This window comes from Serratia sp. CY31944 (assembly GCF_052169175.1).
Lineage (GTDB): Bacteria > Pseudomonadota > Gammaproteobacteria > Enterobacterales > Enterobacteriaceae > Serratia > Serratia sarumanii.
Genome location: NZ_JBJNLG010000020.1, coordinates 47,648 through 65,911, shown reverse-complemented (window position 1 = coordinate 65,911; position 18,264 = coordinate 47,648). Strand labels below are relative to the sequence as shown.

The following is an 18,264-nucleotide window of genomic DNA, read 5'->3' as shown; positions in this document are numbered from 1 at the left end:
GGCAAGCTGCTTAAAGCAGTGGATCCAGGCCGCCGCGAGCATCGAGTTCATATAAATCATCGCAGCCGCCGATATGCCGGCCATCGATGAAAATCTGCGGCACGGTGGTGCGCCCGCTGCGCTCGATCATCACTTCGCGCTTGGCGTTATCGCCGTCGATGGCGATCTCGTTAAACGCCGCGCCCTTGCTGTTCAACAGCGCCTTGGCGCGATGGCAGAACGGACAGGTCGCTTTGGTGTAGATATCAATGTTAGCCATGGATTGCCACCTCAAATAGGTTAAACGGTTACTTACCGCGCACCAGCGGCAGGTTTTCTCCGCTCCAGCCGGAAATGCCGTCTTTCAGCATAGTCACCTTTTCAAAACCGGCCTTGCTCAGGTTCTCCGCCGGCTCGCGGGAAGCGGTGCCGTTGGCGCACACGACGATGATCGGCTGCGCTTTGTGTTTTTCCAGCTCGCCCAGGCTGCCGCTTTTGATTTCGCTGGCGGTCAGGTTGATGGCGTTGGCCAGGTGACCACGGCGAAAATCGTCGCGGCTGCGGGTGTCGACCACCACGGCTTCTTCTTTGTTGATCAGACGAATAGCTTCACCGCGGGCGATCTCTTTGACCTTGGAAAAACGGCTTTTGAAGGTCATGACGATCACGGCGACCAGCAGAGCGATCCAAGCCAGGCTCAGAATAGGGTGTCTGCTTACGAATGGCATAATTTCTTGCAGCATGGGGTGTAACAACTCCCGTCAGTTAAGGGATAAATAAGTCAAGGTTCCAGAGTATACCTGCCGAGTGCGGCAAATACAGCCAATAAGCAAGCGCGATTGCAGAAACTGCGGGCTGCGCTGAGAAATTCCCGACGTCAGAGCATAAAAGCCCGCGCGATTCGCCGCAACCTTGATCTCTTTGGGCTATTTATCGCCGGCGGCGATGTAAAATCAGCCGGTTTTTCGAGGGTGAATAGCCATGCTTGCGGCGGGCGCATGGCTATTCGCAGCTTAAAAAGTTCATAAGAGGTCAATGCAATGTCGAGCAACAAAAAACCGATGGTTCTGGTGATCCTGGACGGTTACGGCCACCGTGAAGAGCGGCAGGACAACGCGATCCTGAACGCCGGCACTCCGGTGATGGATCGCCTGTGGCGGGAGCAGCCGCATACGCTGATCGCCGCCTCCGGGCTGGATGTCGGCCTGCCCGATGGGCAAATGGGCAACTCCGAAGTCGGCCACGTCAACCTGGGCGCCGGGCGCATCGTGTACCAGGATCTGACCCGGCTGGACAAAGCGATCGCCGACGGCGACTTCTTCGCCAACCCGGTGCTGACCGCCGCCGTCGATAAGGCCGTAGCGGCCGGCAAGGCAGTGCATATCATGGGCCTGCTGTCGCCGGGCGGCGTGCACAGTCACGACGAGCACATCCTGGCCATGATCAAGCTGGCCGCCCAACGCGGCGCCAAAGCCGTTTATCTGCATGCCTTCCTCGACGGGCGCGACACGCCGCCGCGCAGCGCCGAAGCCCCGCTGCAACGCTGCCGCGACGCCTTCGCCGCGTTGGGCGTCGGGCGCATCGCCTCGCTGATCGGCCGCTACTACGCGATGGACCGCGACAACCGCTGGGATCGCGTGCAGCTGGCCTATGACCTGCTGACCGCGGCCAAAGGCGACGCCGTGGCCGAGGATGCGGTCGCCGGTTTGCAGGCCGCCTACCAGCGCGGTGAAAACGACGAGTTCGTCAGACCGACCGTGATCCGCGCCGCCGGTGAGGCCGATGCCGCGATGCAGGACGGCGACGCGTTGATCTTCATGAACTTCCGCGCCGACCGCGCGCGCCAGATCACCCGCGCCTTCGTGAACGCAGATTTCGACGGTTTCCCGCGCGCCAAGCAAGTGCAGTTCGGCGATTTCGTGATGCTGACCGAATACGCCGCCGACATCGCGACCGCTTGCGCCTATCCGCCGGCGTCGCTGGCCAACACCTTCGGCGAATGGCTGATGAAGCACGACAAAACCCAGCTGCGCATCTCGGAAACCGAAAAATACGCCCACGTTACCTTCTTCTATAACGGCGGCGTGGAAGCGCCATTCAAGGGCGAAGACCGCGTGCTGGTCAACTCGCCGAAGGTCGCCACCTACGATCTGCAGCCGGAGATGAGCGCCGCCGAGCTGACCGACAAGCTGCTGAGCGCCATCCGCAGCGGCAAATACGACGCCATTATCTGCAACTACCCGAACGGCGACATGGTGGGGCATACCGGCGTGTATGAAGCGGCGGTCAAAGCAGTGGAAACGCTGGACGCCTGCATCGCCCAGGTGGTTGATGCGGTGCGCGACGTCGATGGTCAGCTGCTGATCACCGCCGATCACGGCAACGCCGAGCAGATGCGCGATCCGGCCACCGGCCAGGCGCACACCGCCCACACCAGCCTGCCGGTGCCGCTGATTTACGTCGGTAAACCGGCGCGGGCGGTCGAAGGCGGCAAGCTTTCGGACATCGCGCCAACCCTGTTAACGCTGATGGGAATGGAAATCCCGCAAGAGATGACTGGTAAGCCGCTGTTCATCGTGGAATAATCCTTCTCCATGAGGGAGAAGGCGTTTTTTGCACTATCAAGGGTAACCCGAAGCGCAAACGCAGGCAGCCGGCCGCTGCCTGAACGCACCGCGCCAAGGACGTTCACCGCCATGTGCGCCAGCGTATTTTGCGCTGGCGTCTTGCTGTTGCCGCTCGCCGGCCAGGCGGCGGAGGACAATAAATCCCAGCTGAAAGACATCCAGCAGAGCATCGCCGAGAAAGAAAAGGCGGTGAAGCAGCAGCAACAGCAGCGCAGCTCGCTGCAGGATCAGCTGCGTCAGCAGGAAAAAACCATCGCCCAGGCCAGCCGCCAGCTGCGCGACACCCAGAGCACGCTCACCCAGTTGGGCAAGGACATTGCCGGCCTGAACGCCTCGATAGCCAAACTGCAAAAGCAGCAATCAACCCAACAAAACCTCCTCGCCAAACAGCTCGACGCCGCCTTCCGGCAAGGGCAGCACAGCGCCGTGCAGCTGATCCTCAGCGGTGAAGAAAGCCAGCGCAGCGAACGTATTCTGGCCTATTTCGGCTATCTGAACGAAGCGCGTCAGAAAACCATCGAAGAGCTGAAGCAGACCCGCGCCGAGCTGGCGAAGCAAAAAACCACGCTGGTGGCCAAACAGGGCCAGCAAAAATCCTTACTGGGCGAGCAACAGACGCAGCAGCAGAAGCTGGAGCAGGCGCGCGGCGCCCGCAAGAAAACGCTGACCGCGCTGGAAGCCTCGCTGGAAAAAGACCAACAACGCCTGGTGGAACTGCGCCAGAACGAAGCCCGCATGCGCGACAAGATCGCCCGGGCGGAGCGCGAAGCCCGTGCGCGCGCCGAACGCGAAGCGCGTGAAGCGGCCAAGGTGCGCGAACAGGTGCGCATCAAGGAGCAGCAGGCGAAGAAAACCGGCACTACCTACAAACCTAGCGAAGCCGATCGCTCGCTGATGGCGCGAACCGGCGGCCTCGGTCGTCCGGCCGGCCAGCTGATGTGGCCGGTGCGCGGGCGCACGCTGCACGGCTTTGGCGAACAGCAGCAGGGCGAGCTACGCTGGAAAGGCATGGTGATCGAAGCCCGCGAAGGCAGCGAAGTGAAAGCCGTCGCCGATGGCCGCGTGCTGCTGGCCGACTGGCTGCAAGGCTATGGCCTGATGGTGGTGGTCGAACACGGTAAAGGCGACATGAGCGTGTACGGCTACAACCAGAGCGCGTTGGTCAACGTCGGGGCGCAGGTGCGCGCCGGCCAGCCGATCGCTCTGGTCGGCACCAGCGGCGGCCAGGGAACGCCGTCGCTCTATTTCGAAATCCGTCGTCAGGGACAGGCGGTTAACCCACTGCCGTGGTTGGGAAGATAGATTTGCGCTATGTCAAAACCCGTACAGCTCTGTTAATAGGCTGTCTGCTGCAGGTTTACGCTGCGCAGGCAGGAAAACTCTCCATCGTCATCGATGACGTGGGCTACCGCCCTCACGAAGAAAACGCGGTGCTGCAAATGCCGACGGCGATCTCGGTCGCGGTGTTGCCCAACGCGCCGCATGCCCGCCTGATGGCCACCCGCGCCCACAGCCAGGGCCGCGAAGTCTTGATCCACATGCCGATGGCGCCGCTCAGCAAGCAGCCGCTGGAACGCGATACCCTGCAGCCTTCCATGAGCAGCGACGAGATCCAGCGCATCATCCGCAACGCGGTGAACAACGTGCCCTACGCGGTCGGCATGAACAACCACATGGGCAGCGCCATGACCTCCAGCCTGCCGGGCATGCAGAAAGTGATGCAGGCGCTCGAAAGCTACCGACTGTATTTCCTCGACAGCATGACCATCGGCAGCAGCCAGGCGACCCGCGCCGCGGCCGGCACCGGCGTGAAGGTGATCAAACGCAAGGTATTCCTCGACGATACCGCGAACGAAGCCGACATCCGCCGCCAGTTCAACCGCGCGGTCGAATTGGCGCGGCGCAACGGCTCCGCCATCGCCATCGGCCACCCGCGCCCGGCGACGGTGAAGGTGCTGCAGCAGATGCTGCCGTCGCTGCCCGCCGATATCGTGCTGGTCAAGCCGAGCGCGCTGCTGAACGAACCGCAGGGCAACGGTGGCGGCGGCTACGTCCCACCGCCGGTCAAACCGCAAAAACCGCAGCCGAAGAACCCGTTCAGCGGCGGCATCAAGCAGTGCAAGGTCAAACCGCCGAAGGAAAAAACCAACGCCGGCACCGCGCTGGGCGTCATCGCCGACAGCATCGCCACCTCGCCGCCGGTGACCTTCATCAAGCGTCATTGGCAGCACTGGACGCAAGCCAAACCGCAAGCGTAAAAAAAGGGCCGGAATTCCGGCCCTTGTCACGTCTGCCGAGATTAATCCCAGCTCAGCACCACTTTACCCGACTTGCCGGAGCGCATGGCGTCGAAGCCCTGCTGGAACTCGTCGATCGAGAATCGGTGGGTGATGATCGGGCTCAAATCCAGACCGGACTGGATCAGCGCCGCCATCTTGTACCAGGTTTCGAACATTTCGCGGCCGTAAATCCCTTTGATAAACAGCCCTTTGAAGATGACCTGGTTCCAGTCGATCGACATATCCGAAGGCGGAATGCCCAGCATGGCGATGCGCCCGCCGTGGTTCATCGCATTGAGCAGCGTGCGGAACGCCGGCGGCGCGCCGGACATTTCCAGACCGACGTCGAACCCTTCGGTCATGCCCAGCTCGGCCATCACGTCGCTGAGGTTTTCCTTGCTGACGTTCACCGCGCGGGTCACACCCATCTTCCGCGCCAGTTCCAGGCGGTATTCGTTAACGTCGGTGATCACCACATGGCGAGCGCCGACGTGTTTGCACACCGCCGCCGCCATGATGCCGATCGGGCCGGCGCCGGACACCAGCACGTCTTCCCCGACCAGATCGAACGACAGCGCGGTGTGCACCGCGTTGCCGAACGGATCGAAGATCGAAGCCAGTTCGTCGGAGATATTATCCGGGATCTTGAAGGCGTTGAACGCCGGGATCACCAGGTATTCCGCAAAGCTGCCCGGACGGTTCACGCCCACGCCGACGGTGTTGCGGCACAGGTGCGTGCGGCCGCCGCGGCAGTTGCGGCAATGGCCGCAGGTGATGTGGCCTTCGCCGGACACGCGATCGCCGATGCTGAAGCCTTTGACTTCCTGACCGATCGCCACCACTTCGCCGACGTATTCATGGCCGACCACCATCGGAACCGGAATGGTTTTTTGCGACCACTCGTCCCAGTTGTAGATATGCACATCGGTGCCGCAGATCGCGGTTTTGCGGATTTTGATCATGATGTCGTTGTGGCCCAGCTCCGGCTGAGGCACGTCGGTCATCCAAATCCCTTCTTCCGCTTTCAGTTTTGACAGTGCTTTCATGGTTTTACCTTATGCAATAACGCCAAGATCCTTACCGATACGTGTAAACGCCGCCACTGCGCGTTCGATTTGCTCCGGGGTGTGGTCGGCAGACATCTGGGTACGGATGCGCGCCTGGCCTTTCGGCACCACCGGATAGAAGAAACCGGTCACATAGATACCTTCCTTGAGCAACGCATTGGCGAATTCCTGCGCCAGCTTCGCCTCACCCAGCATGACCGGGATGATGGCATGATCGGCGCCGGCCAACGTGAAGCCGGCGGCGGTCATTTTTTCGCGGAACAGACGCGCATTGGCCCACAGGCGATCGCGCAGGGCATCGCCCTCTTCCAGCAGTTCCAGCACTTTGATCGACGCGGCGACGATCGCCGGCGCCAGCGAGTTGGAGAACAGGTACGGGCGCGAACGCTGACGCAGCCACTCCACCACTTCTTTCCTGGCGGCGGTGTAGCCGCCGGACGCGCCGCCCAGCGCTTTGCCTAACGTACCGGTGATGATATCGACGCGGCCCATCACTTCGCAGTATTCATGGGTGCCGCGCCCGTTGGCGCCGACAAAGCCCACCGCGTGGGAGTCATCCACCATCACCAGCGCCTGGTACTCGTCCGCCAGATCGCACACCCCTTTCAGGTTGGCGATCACGCCGTCCATCGAGAAGACGCCGTCGGTGGCGATCAGGATGTGGCGCGCGCCGTCGGCTTTGGCCTGCTTCAGCTGCGCGGCCAGCTCGGCCATGTCGTTATTGGCGTAGCGATAGCGCTTGGCCTTGCACAGGCGCACGCCGTCGATGATCGACGCGTGGTTCAGCGCATCGGAGATAATGGCGTCTTCCGGGCCGAGCAGGGTTTCGAACAGCCCGCCGTTGGCATCGAAGCAGGAGGAGTAGAGGATCGCGTCTTCCATGCCCAAGAAGGCCGCCAGTTTCTGTTCCAACTGCTTGTGGCTGTCCTGGGTGCCGCAGATGAAGCGCACCGACGCCATGCCGAAACCGTGGCTGTCCATGCCCGACTTGGCGGCGGCGATCAGCGCCGGATGGTTGGCCAGGCCCAGGTAGTTATTGGCGCAGAAGTTGATCACATGGCTGCCGTCGGCGACGGCGATATCCGCCTGTTGCGCGGAGGTGATGATGCGTTCTTCCTTGAACAGCCCTTCACTGCGAGTGGCGGCAAGCTGTTGTTCCAACTGCTGATAAAAAGACGCTGACATTCGGTTATCTCCAGGATTGGGCTATTTGCGGCATATTTTACTGATTTGTAACCAAACTGACGAGAATGCGCGGGAGAGAATATTAAAATTGCAGCAGATATCACGGCAAAAAGCGGACTTCAATGGCAATGCGGGATATTCGGAGCCCTTCCGCTGTTTGCCGCGGCATGAAATGCTATTATAACCGCCATTGAGCGTGGGGCATTGTGCCCCGCCAGGCAGCTTAGCAGGGGTAACCCAATGATTATCGTCACAGGCGGCGCCGGCATGATCGGCAGCAACATCATTAAGGCACTGAACGACAAGGGATATCGCGATATCCTGGTGGTGGATAACCTGAAAGACGGCACCAAGTTCGTCAACCTGGTCGATCTGGACATCGCCGACTATATCGATAAAGAAGACTTTATCGCCAGCATCGTGGCCGGCGACGATCTGGGCGATATCGAAGCGGTCTTCCACGAAGGCGCCTGCTCCGCGACCACCGAGTGGGACGGCAAGTACATGATGGACAATAACTATCAGTACTCCAAAGACCTGCTGCACTACTGCCTGGATCGCGAAATCCCATTCCTGTACGCCTCCTCCGCCGCCACTTACGGCGGCCGCGAAGAGTTCATCGAAGAGCGTGAGTATGAAGCGCCGCTCAACGTGTACGGCTACTCCAAATTCCTGTTCGATCAGTACGTGCGCGAGATCCTGCCGGAAGCGGACTCGCAGATCTGCGGCTTCCGCTACTTCAACGTTTACGGCCCGCGCGAAGGCCACAAAGGCAGCATGGCCAGCGTCGCCTTCCACCTGAATACCCAGATCAACCGCGGCGAAAACCCGAAACTGTTCGCCGGCAGCGAAAACTTCAAGCGTGACTTCATTTACGTCGGCGACGTGGCGGCGGTTAACCTGTGGTTCTGGGAAACCGGCAAATCCGGCATCTTCAACTGCGGCACCGGCCGGGCGGAAACCTTCCAGGCGGTGGCCGACGCGGTGGTGGACTTCCACCAGAAGGGCGCGGTGGAATACATCGAGTTCCCGGAGAAGCTGAAGGGCCGCTATCAGGCGTACACCCAGGCCGATCTGACCAAGCTGCGCGCCGCCGGCTACGACGCACCGTTCAAAACGGTCGCCGAAGGGGTGAAAGAGTACATGGCCTGGTTGAACCGCACCGCATAAGCTGAAGGAATTAACGCTGGGTATGAAAATACTGGTTATCGGCCCTTCTTGGGTTGGCGACATGATGATGTCGCAAAGTCTCTATCGCACCCTGAAGGCCGAATACCCGTCGGCGGAGATCGATGTGATGGCGCCGGCCTGGTGCCGCCCGCTGCTGGCGCGCATGCCGGAAGTCAATCAGGCGCTGGCGATGCCGCTGGGCCACGGCGCGCTGGGGCTCGGCGAGCGCCGCCGCCTGGGGCGCGCCCTGCGCGCCAACCGTTACGATCGCGCTTACGTTCTACCCAACTCATTCAAATCCGCGCTGGTGCCCTTCTTCGCCGATATCCCGCAGCGCACCGGCTGGCGGGGCGAAATGCGTTACGGCCTGCTGAACGACGTCCGCGTGCTCGACAAGGCGGCCTTCCCGCTGATGGTGCAGCGCTACGTGGCGCTGGCCTATGACAAAGGCCGCATTCAGCGCGCCGACGATCTGCCGCAGCCGCTGCTGTGGCCACAGCTGCAGGTGAGCGACGAAGAGATCGCCGACACCACCGCGGCCTTCAACCTGACCGACAGCCGGCCGATCGTCGGCTTCTGCCCGGGTGCGGAGTTCGGCCCCGCCAAACGCTGGCCGCACTATCACTACGCGGCGCTGGCTCAGCGGCTGATCGAGAACGGCTATCAGATCGCGCTGTTCGGCTCGGCGAAAGACCACGAGGCCGGCGAACAGATCCGCGCCGCGCTGCAGGAAGACGCCCGCGATTTCTGCCTTAACCTGGCCGGAAAAACCCAGCTGGAGCAGGCGGTGATCCTGATCGCGGCCTGCCGGGCGGTGGTCAGCAACGACTCCGGTTTAATGCACGTTGCCGCAGCGTTGAACAAACCGCTGATAGCCTTGTACGGCCCGAGCAGCCCCGACTTCACGCCGCCGCTCTCGGACAAGGCGCGGGTAATTCGCCTGATCAGCGGCTACCACAAGGTGCGTAAGGGCGATGCCGAGCAGGGATACCACCAAAGTTTGATCGATATTCAGCCGCAGCAAGTGTTGGACGCGCTGACGCCGTTACTTGTCGCCAGCGAGGAATAGTCATGCAGGTGTTAATCGTAAAAACCTCCTCAATGGGGGACGTGCTGCATACGCTGCCCGCCCTGACCGACGCGCTGCAGGCCATTCCCGATATCCGCTTCGACTGGGTGGTGGAAGAAGGTTTCAGCCAAATCCCGACCTGGCACCCGGCGGTGGATCGCGTGATCCCGGTGGCCATTCGCCGCTGGCGCAAGAACTGGTTCGGCAACGACACCCGGCAACAGCGCTGCGACTTCAAGCGCGCGCTGCAAGAACGCCGTTATGACGTAGTGATCGACGCGCAGGGCCTGATCAAAAGCGCCGCGCTGATCACGCGCATCGCCAAAGGCAACAAACATGGCCTGGGCTGCAAGAGCGCGCGCGAGCCGTTCGCCAGCTGGTTCTACAACGTGCGCCATGAGATAGACAAGCAGCAGCACGCGGTGGAACGCACGCGCGAACTGTTCGCCAAAAGCCTTGGCTACGATAAACCGGGAAGCTACGGCGATTACGCCATCGCCGCGCGCTTTCTCAGCAGCCCGCCGGCCGATGCCGGGCGGTATTTGGTGTTTTTGCACGCGACGACGCGTGACGACAAGCACTGGCCGGAGCAAAACTGGCGCGAGCTGATCGCGCTGACGGCGGACAGCGGGTTGAAGATCAAACTGCCGTGGGGTGCAGAGCATGAACATCAGCGCGCGCTGCGCTTGGCGGAAGGTTTTTCACATGTCGAAGTGCTGCCGAAGCTCAGCCTGCAGCAGGTGGCCGAGGTGCTGGCCGGCGCCAAGGGCGTGGTCTCGGTCGACACCGGACTCAGCCATTTGACCGCCGCGCTCGACAAACCGAACATCACGCTGTTCGGGCCGACCGATCCCGGCCTGATCGGCGGCTACGGGCAAAATCAGCACTCGTTGATTTCGCCGGAAAAAAGCATGGCGACAATCGACGCCGATACGGCATGGCAGGCGTTGCAAAAGGTTATAGCATGAAAAAACTGCACATTATCAACCTGGGTAAAATGGGCGGCGTCGAACGCCTGTTCCTGCAGTACATCAACGATACCACCGACGGCAGCAACCAGGTCTTGTGCATCAGCGGCGACATTGGCGAAGAAATCCGCCGCCAGTTGCCTGCGCATCAGCCCGTCACCTTCGCCAACCGCCTGATCAATGCGCTGCCGTTGCGCTGCCCGCAGTTCCTGCGCAAATTTTTGCTGAAGTGGAAAATCGAGCGGGCGAACGCCGACGTGGTGATCGTCTGGGACCTGGTGCCGGGGCTGGCGGCCAAACCCAAGCGCGGCAAGCTGGTTTACTACGATCACGGCTGCTCCTGGCGTTACCCCAAGAATAAAAAGACGCTGCGTTTCTTCGCCATGCTGGACGGCGTCATTTCCGCCTCACACGCGTCGAAGCGGGTGATGGAGCTGCGCTTTAATCTGCCTTGCCCAAATCACGTGGTGATCAACCGCATCAAAACACCGGCGGGGATCGACACTGCGCCGAAAACCCTGTCGCAGCCGGTCAGGATCGGCACTGCCTCACGCCTGGTCAGCCTGAAAGGCATCAGCGTGTCATTATTGATGATGCAGGAACTGCTGCGGCGCGGGCATGACGTCACGCTGGAAGTGGCCGGCAAAGGGCCGGATCGCGCGGCGTTCGAGGCGCTGGCGGCCCGGCTACAGCTCGGCGATCGCGTCACCTTCAGCGGTTATCAGGATGACGTCGCCGGCTTCTTCAATCGCACGCACATCTACATGAGCACGCCGATCACCGAGCCGTTCGGCTTGTCCTGCATGGAATCGCTCTATTTCGGCGTGCCGGTCATCTTCCCGCAGGTCGACGGCCAGCCGGAAGCGGTGAAAGACGGGGTCTGCGGCATTGGCCTGACGCCGTCGGTCACCATCGAACAACACCGGCAGCTCACCGATATCGAGGTCGACTTCCCGCATGAGGTCTACGATCCGTTGACCGACAGCCTGGTCGCGCCCAAGCTGCTGTCGCATATCGACTGTGCGGATGCCGTTGAGAAATTGCTGGAGCGAGAAACCTACCAGACTCTGAGCCGAAATGCGCAGCGCTATCCTGCGGAACATTTTAACTATGCTCAGTTCAAAGTTGAATTCGACGACACGCTGCGATCCTTTATCGCTTAATTGAAACGTGAGCCGGAAAATACGCCCGATGCTAAAACACAGAACGCCGCACCCTGCCTTCAGCTATCTGATCTATCTGGGGTGCGCTATCGCTTTTTGCACCATTCCTTTCGGTTCCGCGACCGGACGCAATCTGTTTTACGTTTCCAGCTACATCGCCTTTATCGCCGTTTGCCTGTACCCGCGCTACTACTTCAGCAACGTTAGAAACCTGCTGCTGCCCGCGCTGATGTTCAGCGTGGGCATGGGAACCATCCTCTGGATGCATCACTTCAAACAGCCGGGTGAGTACATCAATATTTATCGCTCTTATATGTCGACCGGCAAACTGCAGCTCGCGACCGCTTTCATCTTGCTGATTGCGCTCAATGAGCGGTTGTGCGTACAGCGCCTGCTGATCGTTGTGGCTCTCGCCACCGGTCTGGCGATCAACGGTTATTCCCTCTATCAGGGGCTGCGTCTGGATATCCCGCGCGTAGAGCTCAACTTCGATCGCGCCACGGTCGCCGCCTATCTGATGACCGCCATCGATCTGGTCATGATGCAAGCCATCCTGATGCTGCGCACCCGCTACCGCCTGGTGTTGTACATTGCGGCATTCCTGCTGTCCTTCTCTGCGCTGGTGCTCACCGGCACGCGCGCGGCCATGTTGGTCTATCCGGTGGCGGTCTGCCTGTCGCTGCTGGCCACCAAGCAGTTGGTTTCCAGAAAACACAAGCTTGCGTTGGTGGCCTCGGTACCGCTGCTGCTCGTAGCCTGCGGCCTGGTGTTTAAACCGCAGATAGAAGAACGCATTCAGGCTTTTGAGACCGACATGCGCCTGATGGACCAGCCGCAGACTGAAAACTCCATCATTTCCCGGCTGTCGATGCAAACGCTGGCATGGCATACCGGGTCACAAGCCCCGTGGGGCCAATCCGCCGAACAGCGCGGCGAAGAGATCCGTGCGATGGTCGCACAGCAACCCCGCCTGTCTGGCGTCATGCCCTATATCAACGTCCACCTGCACAACGAGCTGCTGGAAACTTACTCGCTCAAGGGCGTCTGGGGCGTCCTGCTGCTGCTGGCGCTGTATGTCAGCCTGTTTTTCTCTTCCTTCCGGCCACAGCGCAACGCGCTGCTGCTGAGCGTCAGCGCCAGCCTGTTCGTTTACGGCCTGAGCGACGTCATCTTCTTCAGCACGGAAGGTACCGCCATGTTCGGCCTGGCGCTGATCGCCGCCGTTCTTTCCGTCACGAAACAGCCCCCTGCCCAGGAGCCCACCCCGTGAATCCTCAGCAGCCGCTGCTCAGCGTTATCGTGCCGTTTTATAATAACGAAGCGTTCGTTATCGCTGCGCTGGATTCGTTATTTGCACAGATTAGCGACGATATCGAGGTGGTGATCATCGACGATGGCTCCACCGACGCCTCCGGCGCGCTGGTCAGCCAATATCTGGCGCAGCGGCGGCACCCGCGCGTGGTCTTTACTTCACAGGCCAACGGCGGCATTGCGCACGCCCGCAACGTCGGCTTACGTCTGGCCACCGGACGCTATATCACCTTCCTCGACGGCGACGATCTGCTGAGCGACGACTATCTGGCGATCCTGCGCCCCCAGCTTACCGCCGGTGAATATGACCTGATCGATTTTAATTATCAGAAGTTCACCGAGCATCCGCCGACACCGGATAACCGCGCGGCGCGGCCCGTAGCCTACGACTTTTCACAATTGGGGCTGGGCAGCCTGCAATCGCTTTTCGAACGCTCGATGTGGCATCTCTGGAGCCGGGTATATAAACGCACGCTGCTGGCAGGGGAAGCGTTCGAAGAAGGCAGGCGCTACGAAGACGTGATTTTTACGCCTTTTCAGTATTTCAAAACTCGCCGCATCGCCCATCTTGACGGCGAACTCTACTTCTATCGGGACAACAGCCAGGGCATCACCCGCAATATCAAACCCAAAGATATTGAAGATATGTTGTTCGCCATGGAGAAGATGCTGCGTTTTGTGGCGCAGCATCCCGGGGATGAGCCGCTGCGCCGGTTGGCCGCCCTGATGCTGGCCAACTGCTTTTCCGAGGTGAAAAGCATGTCGAAGGCGGTCTACGGCTATTACCATTACGCGCCGGCAACGCTGCACATCCTGCGCCGCGCCGCCGACGTCTGCCGCAACAGCGACGTGCCGGGCAAAAAAGTCCGCCAGATGCGCTATGCGCGAGTGGATACCTTTCTTTCTAAGCTGCGCGGGCGCAGGCCGCGCTAACCGCATCGGCCGGGCGGCCGATGGGTCGTCTCGCCTTTAGCGCGCTAAAGGCACGTGTGCGACCAGCTCGTCATAAATCCGCTGCGGTTGGATGACCCCCATCGGGCTTTCCGCCTCCAGCGGCATCGTATAACCGGTACGCGACACCTGAATGATGCGGTGCAGTTCAGCATCCTGAATCGGCCCGGTGGAGCGTGAGTCGGCGGTCACGAACAGGCTGATGGTTTTCACCTTCAACGCCACCGCCAGGTGCAGCGGCCCGGTATCGCCGGTGACCAGAACATGGAAACTGTCGATCAACGTCAGCAAGCCTTGCAGCCCCGTTTTACCGATCTGGTTATCCACGCAGGCCTGCGTTTGCGGGCCGATCAGGCTCATAAACTGTTTGGCCTTGCCGTCGTCAAACGGTGCGCCAATCAGCACGATGCGTACATTAGGGTGCTTCGCCACCAGCTCATCGGCCAGCCGCGCATAGTGCGAAACCGGCCAGCAACGCGACTCTGTTGACGCCCCCAGCTGAAAACCGATGGTGGGATGCTCGCTGCTTTTGACGCCGCGCTGATAATCCACGGGAATTTCCATCGTCGGATCGTCGCTGCGGCAGCCCAAAATGGAAATCAGCTCCAGCTTGCGGCGCACGAAGTGGCCGTAATAATGGAAGATATAGTTGGTCAGCCAAGGCTCCAGCCCGCAAATGCCCGAACTGTAGTTATCCCTGATAATGTACTTCGCCCCGGCCAGTACGGCGCTGATGATGTCATAAGGCAGGTGGGAGTGCAGGATCAGCGCCAAATCCGGCTGATGTTCGCGCAGCGATTTCAGCAACGGGCGGATCGTCTTGATCTTGCTGTCCCAATACACCACGCGATCGTAATAGCGGCCGTTTTCCACCAGCTCGCGGTTTTTCTTGTGCACCACCAGTGTGATGTGTGCGTTGGGGTAGCGTTCCCGCATCGCCCTCAATGCCGGCGTGTTGAACATGAAGTCGCCCAACGCCGTGGTGGAATAGATGACGATATTGTCAAACTGCTGGGCGCCGTCGAACGTCGTCTTATCCTGAAAACGACCGTACTTCGCCGTATAGCGCCGCAAGAACCAGTCGGCAACCTTGATTTTCCATTTTTTCGACATGTGCGTGCTTAATTCGCTTTAAGTTGATAATACTCGGCCAGCGTCATGCCCACCGTGCGCTGCTGCAGCCAGTCAAACAGCTGTTCCAGATCGCGGTACAGCACTTCGATATCCTGCTCGGTTTTGAACGTCGGGCTGCCGCCCGGCATAAACTCGGAGGAGTGCAGCATAAATTCGACGTAGTCATGCCCCTGCGCCAGCGACGCTTCAGCCACGCTTATCATCTTGGCCACGTTGCCGCCACTTGGCCGCAGCCAGTTGACGGACGGCGAACGCCGCTTGCCGCGCAGCCGATCATAACCTTGCTTGAACGCGTTCATCAGCGCCGAGTGCTTATACTGAATGCTCATCGGCACTTCCAGCAGCGCCGAAGCGCCCGGTTTGGCAATGTTCTGCGGATCGATGAAATAGGCCTGCGACGGGAACCGGCTGTAATCGGTGCCGCCGTTGCCCTGCGGATTGCCCGGCGAAAACTGCCAGTTGACGCGCGGCGTCACCGAACAGTCCACCTGATAGCCATACTCCAGCAGCAGCGAGGCATAATATTCGTTGAACGCCCAGCGGCCGGCGCGATGGCTGAGCATTTTGGTCTGGAAGGCATCTTCCAGCAGCTTGGTCATGTGATCGACCTTGGCGCGGATCTGATCGGCGGGATACTCGATCAAATACGGTTTGTGGCGCCAGTCGTCGTCGGTGAGCGGCGTTAGCGGCGGGCTGTTCCAGGCGTGCAGGTGCATGCCGACTTCACCCGCGCCGCGGGCGATCACGTCACGCGCGAACTCGACGTAAGCCGGATCCATCGCCATTTCATAGTTGGTGAGATAAACCGGTTTGAAGGCGTATTTTTCGCACAATGCCTGAAAGCGCGGCAAGAAACGCGTGTTTTCGGTCGCGATGCGATCGTGGTTTTGCCACAGATTATCGCCTTCGGTATCAATGGTGATGAGAAACGCCGGTTTAGTCATGAATATCGAGCCTGATATCAACAGAATGCACTATGTTACGCAGCCCGTTTCGCCAGGGCAAACGACTTTGCTGCCTGGTTTGGACAACATTGAAACGCATTCGTCCCCGGCTCGGCGATTTTTTTGCGGCCCGGCAAGAAAACCTTGCAACAGTAGCCACATGCGATCGGGTCATTTAGAATCAAAGATTGGTTTCCCAGAAAGCGACTCATGATGAACGACGCGCCAGCCCCAACTTCCGCCCCATCCGTACAGCGTATTTTGATCATAAAACTGCGCCATCACGGCGATATGCTGCTGGTCACGCCGGTCATCAGCAGCCTGCGGCAAAACTACCCGCAGGCGCAGATCGATGTGCTGCTGTATCAGGAAACGCAGGAGATGCTGGCCAGTAATCCGGAACTGTCGACGCTGTTCGCCATCGACCGCCAATGGAAAAAACAGGGCGCCCGCGCGCATCTGGGGCACGAACTGGCGCTGCTGCGCCGCCTGAAGGCGCAGCGCTACGATCTGGTGGTCAACCTGGCCGATCAGTGGCGCAGCGCCATCCTCACGCGCCTGACCGGCGCGCGCATCCGTCTGGGCTTCGATTTCCCCAAACGCCGCGGCTTCCTGTGGCGCCACTGCCACACGCAGCTGGTGCCGGTCGACAATCACGCCCACCTGCATACCGTCGAACAAAACCTCTCGCTGCTGGCGCCGCTGAACCTGCCCGCGCTCAGTGATCATGTGACCATGAGTTACGATCCGCAGGATTGGCAGGCATGTGAGCAACGGTTACAGAAACAGGGCGTCACCGGCAGTTATATTGTGGTGCAGCCCACCTCGCGCTGGTTCTTCAAATGCTGGAGCGAAGAGAAAATGGCAGCCACCCTCACCGCCTTGCAGGCCGACGGCCACCAGCTGGTGATCACCTCCGGCCCCGACGCCAGAGAACAAGCCATGGTAGAGCGCATTTTGGCGCTCTGCCCGCCGCAGGGCGTGATTTCGTTAGCCGGCCAGCTGACGCTGCGCCAGCTGGCCGCCCTGATCGACCACGCCAAGCTGTTTATCGGCGTGGATTCGGTGCCAATGCACATGGCCGCCGCGCTGCACACGCCGTGCGTAGCGTTGTTCGGCCCTTCCAAGCTGACTTTCTGGCGGCCGTGGCAGGCTACCGGCGCCGTGATCTGGGCCGGCGACTTCGGCGAACTGCCCGATCCGGACGCCATCGATACCGGCACCGACGAACGGTATCTCGACCTTATTCCTACAGACGCGGTGATTGCAGCCGCGCGGAGCACGCTGGCATGAAAGCATTTCGTTTGGCGATCGTTCGCCAAAAATACCGCCCGGACGGCGGGGCCGAACGTTTCGTTTCCCGCGCCCTGGAGGCGCTGGAGCAACAGGATCTCGATCTGAACGTCATCACCCGCGAATGGCAGGGTGACGCCAATCCCAACTGGCATATCCACCTGTGCAACCCGCTAAAACTCGGCCGCATCAGCCGCGAACGGGGCTTCGCCGTGGCGGCCAGGGCGCTGTGGCAGAAAGAGCATTTTGATCTGGTGCAAAGCCACGAGCGCATTCCCGGCTGCGACATCTACCGCGCCGGCGACGGCGTACACCGCCGCTGGCTGCTGCAACGCGCGCGTCTGCTGCCGGAATGGCGCCGCAAATGGCTGTTCTCCAACCGTTATCACCGCTATGTGATGTGCGCCGAACGCGCCATGTATGCCGCACCGGAGCTGAAAGCCGTCATCTGCAACGCCGAGATGATCAAGCAGGAAATCATCGCGGACTTTGGCGTGCCCGCCGAAAAAATTACGGTGATCTATAACGCCATCGATAATCAAAAGTTCCCGCCCGCCGACGAGGCCCTGCGCCAACGTCTGCGCGAGCAGTATCAGATCCCGCAACAGGCGCACTGCCTGATCTTCGTCGGTTCCGGCTTTGAGCGCAAAGGGCTGGCGGCCGCCATCCGCGCCGTGGCAGCGACCGACAGCCACCTGTTGGTGGTCGGCAAAGACAAGGCCGAAAAACGCTACCGGGCGCTGGCACAGTCGCTGGGCTGCAGCGATCGGGTTCACTTTATGGGCGTGCAGAAGCAGACCTTGCCGTTTTATCAGGCCGCAGATGCGCTGCTGCTGCCGACGCTGTACGATCCGTTCCCGAATGTGATTCTGGAAGCGATGTCGTGCGGCCTGCCGGTTATCACCAGCACCACCTGCGGCGGCGCCGAGTTTATCACCCCCGGCCAGAACGGCTTCGTGACCGATGCGCTCGACGTACCGGCCATCGCGGAGGCCATTCGCGCGCTGCCGCGCCAGGCGCTGGGATCATCCATGGGCGAAGCGGCAAGACTGCGTATTATGCCGGCTACGCCGGCGCATCTGTCCGAACAGCTTATTTCCCTCTATAACCGGTTACTGGATTAG

At 60.5% G+C, this 18,264-nt stretch carries 17 protein-coding genes; 11 read left to right on the top strand and 6 right to left on the bottom strand.

Features of this window, described 5'->3' with window-relative positions:
* Positions 1-10: 10 nt before the first annotated feature.
* On the bottom strand, positions 11-259 hold the full coding sequence (gene grxC, locus ACJ8IN_RS19435) for a glutaredoxin 3 (protein ID WP_004931142.1): 249 nt from the start codon (positions 257-259) through the stop codon (positions 11-13).
* Between the two features lie 28 nt (positions 260-287).
* Complete coding sequence (locus ACJ8IN_RS19430) at positions 288-722, bottom strand: rhodanese-like domain-containing protein (protein WP_033649725.1); 435 nt, start codon at positions 720-722, stop codon at positions 288-290.
* Positions 723-1,019: 297 nt separating this feature from the next.
* On the opposite strand from ACJ8IN_RS19430, the gene gpmM reads away from it, so the two are divergent.
* From gpmM to ACJ8IN_RS19415, 3 genes are read left to right on the top strand one after another with little or no spacing between them, the layout of a single operon-like run.
* Entirely contained in the window at positions 1,020-2,564 is a 1,545-nt protein-coding gene (gene gpmM / locus ACJ8IN_RS19425) for a 2,3-bisphosphoglycerate-independent phosphoglycerate mutase (RefSeq protein WP_197653442.1), read from the top strand.
* Positions 2,565-2,573: 9 nt separating this feature from the next.
* Positions 2,574-3,908: a murein hydrolase activator EnvC gene (gene envC, locus ACJ8IN_RS19420; RefSeq protein ID WP_033649727.1), complete on the top strand. Its 1,335-nt coding sequence runs from the start codon at positions 2,574-2,576 to the stop codon at positions 3,906-3,908.
* A 2-nt stretch (positions 3,909-3,910) separates the two neighbouring features.
* Positions 3,911-4,864: a divergent polysaccharide deacetylase family protein gene (locus ACJ8IN_RS19415; protein ID WP_033649728.1), complete on the top strand. Its 954-nt coding sequence runs from the start codon at positions 3,911-3,913 to the stop codon at positions 4,862-4,864.
* Positions 4,865-4,905: 41 nt separating this feature from the next.
* On the opposite strand, the gene tdh is transcribed toward ACJ8IN_RS19415, so the two are convergent.
* Both tdh and kbl read right to left on the bottom strand, forming a co-directional pair.
* Positions 4,906-5,931 (bottom strand): L-threonine 3-dehydrogenase, encoded by a 1,026-nt coding sequence (gene tdh / locus ACJ8IN_RS19410; protein WP_033649729.1) that lies wholly within the window; start codon positions 5,929-5,931, stop codon positions 4,906-4,908.
* 9 nt (positions 5,932-5,940) lie between these two features.
* The gene (gene kbl / locus ACJ8IN_RS19405; protein WP_033636462.1) at positions 5,941-7,137 is read right to left on the bottom strand and encodes a glycine C-acetyltransferase; all 1,197 of its coding nucleotides are present in this window, start codon (positions 7,135-7,137) and stop codon (positions 5,941-5,943) included.
* Between the two features lie 240 nt (positions 7,138-7,377).
* Here kbl and rfaD point away from each other — a divergent pair, with 240 nt between their 5' ends.
* From rfaD to ACJ8IN_RS19375, 6 genes are read left to right on the top strand one after another with little or no spacing between them, the layout of a single operon-like run.
* Positions 7,378-8,307 carry an ADP-glyceromanno-heptose 6-epimerase gene (gene rfaD, locus ACJ8IN_RS19400; RefSeq protein ID WP_016929696.1) on the top strand — a complete coding sequence of 310 codons (930 nt, stop codon included), beginning with the start codon at positions 7,378-7,380 and terminating at the stop codon, positions 8,305-8,307.
* Between the two features lie 22 nt (positions 8,308-8,329).
* Positions 8,330-9,376, top strand: a complete 1,047-nt coding sequence (gene rfaF / locus ACJ8IN_RS19395; RefSeq protein WP_060439587.1) for an ADP-heptose--LPS heptosyltransferase RfaF — start codon at positions 8,330-8,332, stop codon at positions 9,374-9,376.
* Positions 9,377-9,378: 2 nt separating this feature from the next.
* A complete protein-coding gene (gene rfaC, locus ACJ8IN_RS19390; protein ID WP_060439585.1) occupies positions 9,379-10,344 on the top strand; it encodes a lipopolysaccharide heptosyltransferase RfaC in 966 nt (321 codons plus the stop codon).
* On the top strand, positions 10,341-11,507 hold the full coding sequence (locus ACJ8IN_RS19385) for a glycosyltransferase (protein WP_033654528.1): 1,167 nt from the start codon (positions 10,341-10,343) through the stop codon (positions 11,505-11,507). Before rfaC ends, ACJ8IN_RS19385 begins: the two co-directional genes overlap by 4 nt.
* A gap of 28 nt (positions 11,508-11,535) precedes the next feature.
* On the top strand, positions 11,536-12,777 hold the full coding sequence (locus tag ACJ8IN_RS19380) for an O-antigen ligase family protein (protein ID WP_049195701.1): 1,242 nt from the start codon (positions 11,536-11,538) through the stop codon (positions 12,775-12,777).
* Positions 12,774-13,751 carry a glycosyltransferase family 2 protein gene (locus tag ACJ8IN_RS19375; RefSeq protein ID WP_060420228.1) on the top strand — a complete coding sequence of 326 codons (978 nt, stop codon included), beginning with the start codon at positions 12,774-12,776 and terminating at the stop codon, positions 13,749-13,751. The genes ACJ8IN_RS19380 and ACJ8IN_RS19375 overlap by 4 nt, the downstream gene beginning before the upstream one ends.
* 36 nt (positions 13,752-13,787) lie before the next feature.
* Here the strand turns inward: ACJ8IN_RS19375 and ACJ8IN_RS19370 are convergent, their stop codons facing one another.
* Positions 13,788-14,882 (bottom strand): glycosyltransferase family 9 protein, encoded by a 1,095-nt coding sequence (locus ACJ8IN_RS19370; RefSeq protein WP_060431538.1) that lies wholly within the window; start codon positions 14,880-14,882, stop codon positions 13,788-13,790.
* Between the two features lie 8 nt (positions 14,883-14,890).
* Positions 14,891-15,847 (bottom strand): polysaccharide deacetylase family protein, encoded by a 957-nt coding sequence (locus ACJ8IN_RS19365; protein WP_033636469.1) that lies wholly within the window; start codon positions 15,845-15,847, stop codon positions 14,891-14,893.
* A gap of 210 nt (positions 15,848-16,057) precedes the next feature.
* Between ACJ8IN_RS19365 and rfaQ the strand changes: the two genes are divergently transcribed.
* Positions 16,058-17,140, top strand: coding sequence for a putative lipopolysaccharide heptosyltransferase III (gene rfaQ / locus ACJ8IN_RS19360; RefSeq protein ID WP_033649736.1), 1,083 nt, complete (start codon positions 16,058-16,060; stop codon positions 17,138-17,140).
* Positions 17,137-18,264 (top strand): glycosyltransferase family 4 protein, encoded by a 1,128-nt coding sequence (locus tag ACJ8IN_RS19355; RefSeq protein WP_033649737.1) that lies wholly within the window; start codon positions 17,137-17,139, stop codon positions 18,262-18,264. The genes rfaQ and ACJ8IN_RS19355 overlap by 4 nt, the downstream gene beginning before the upstream one ends.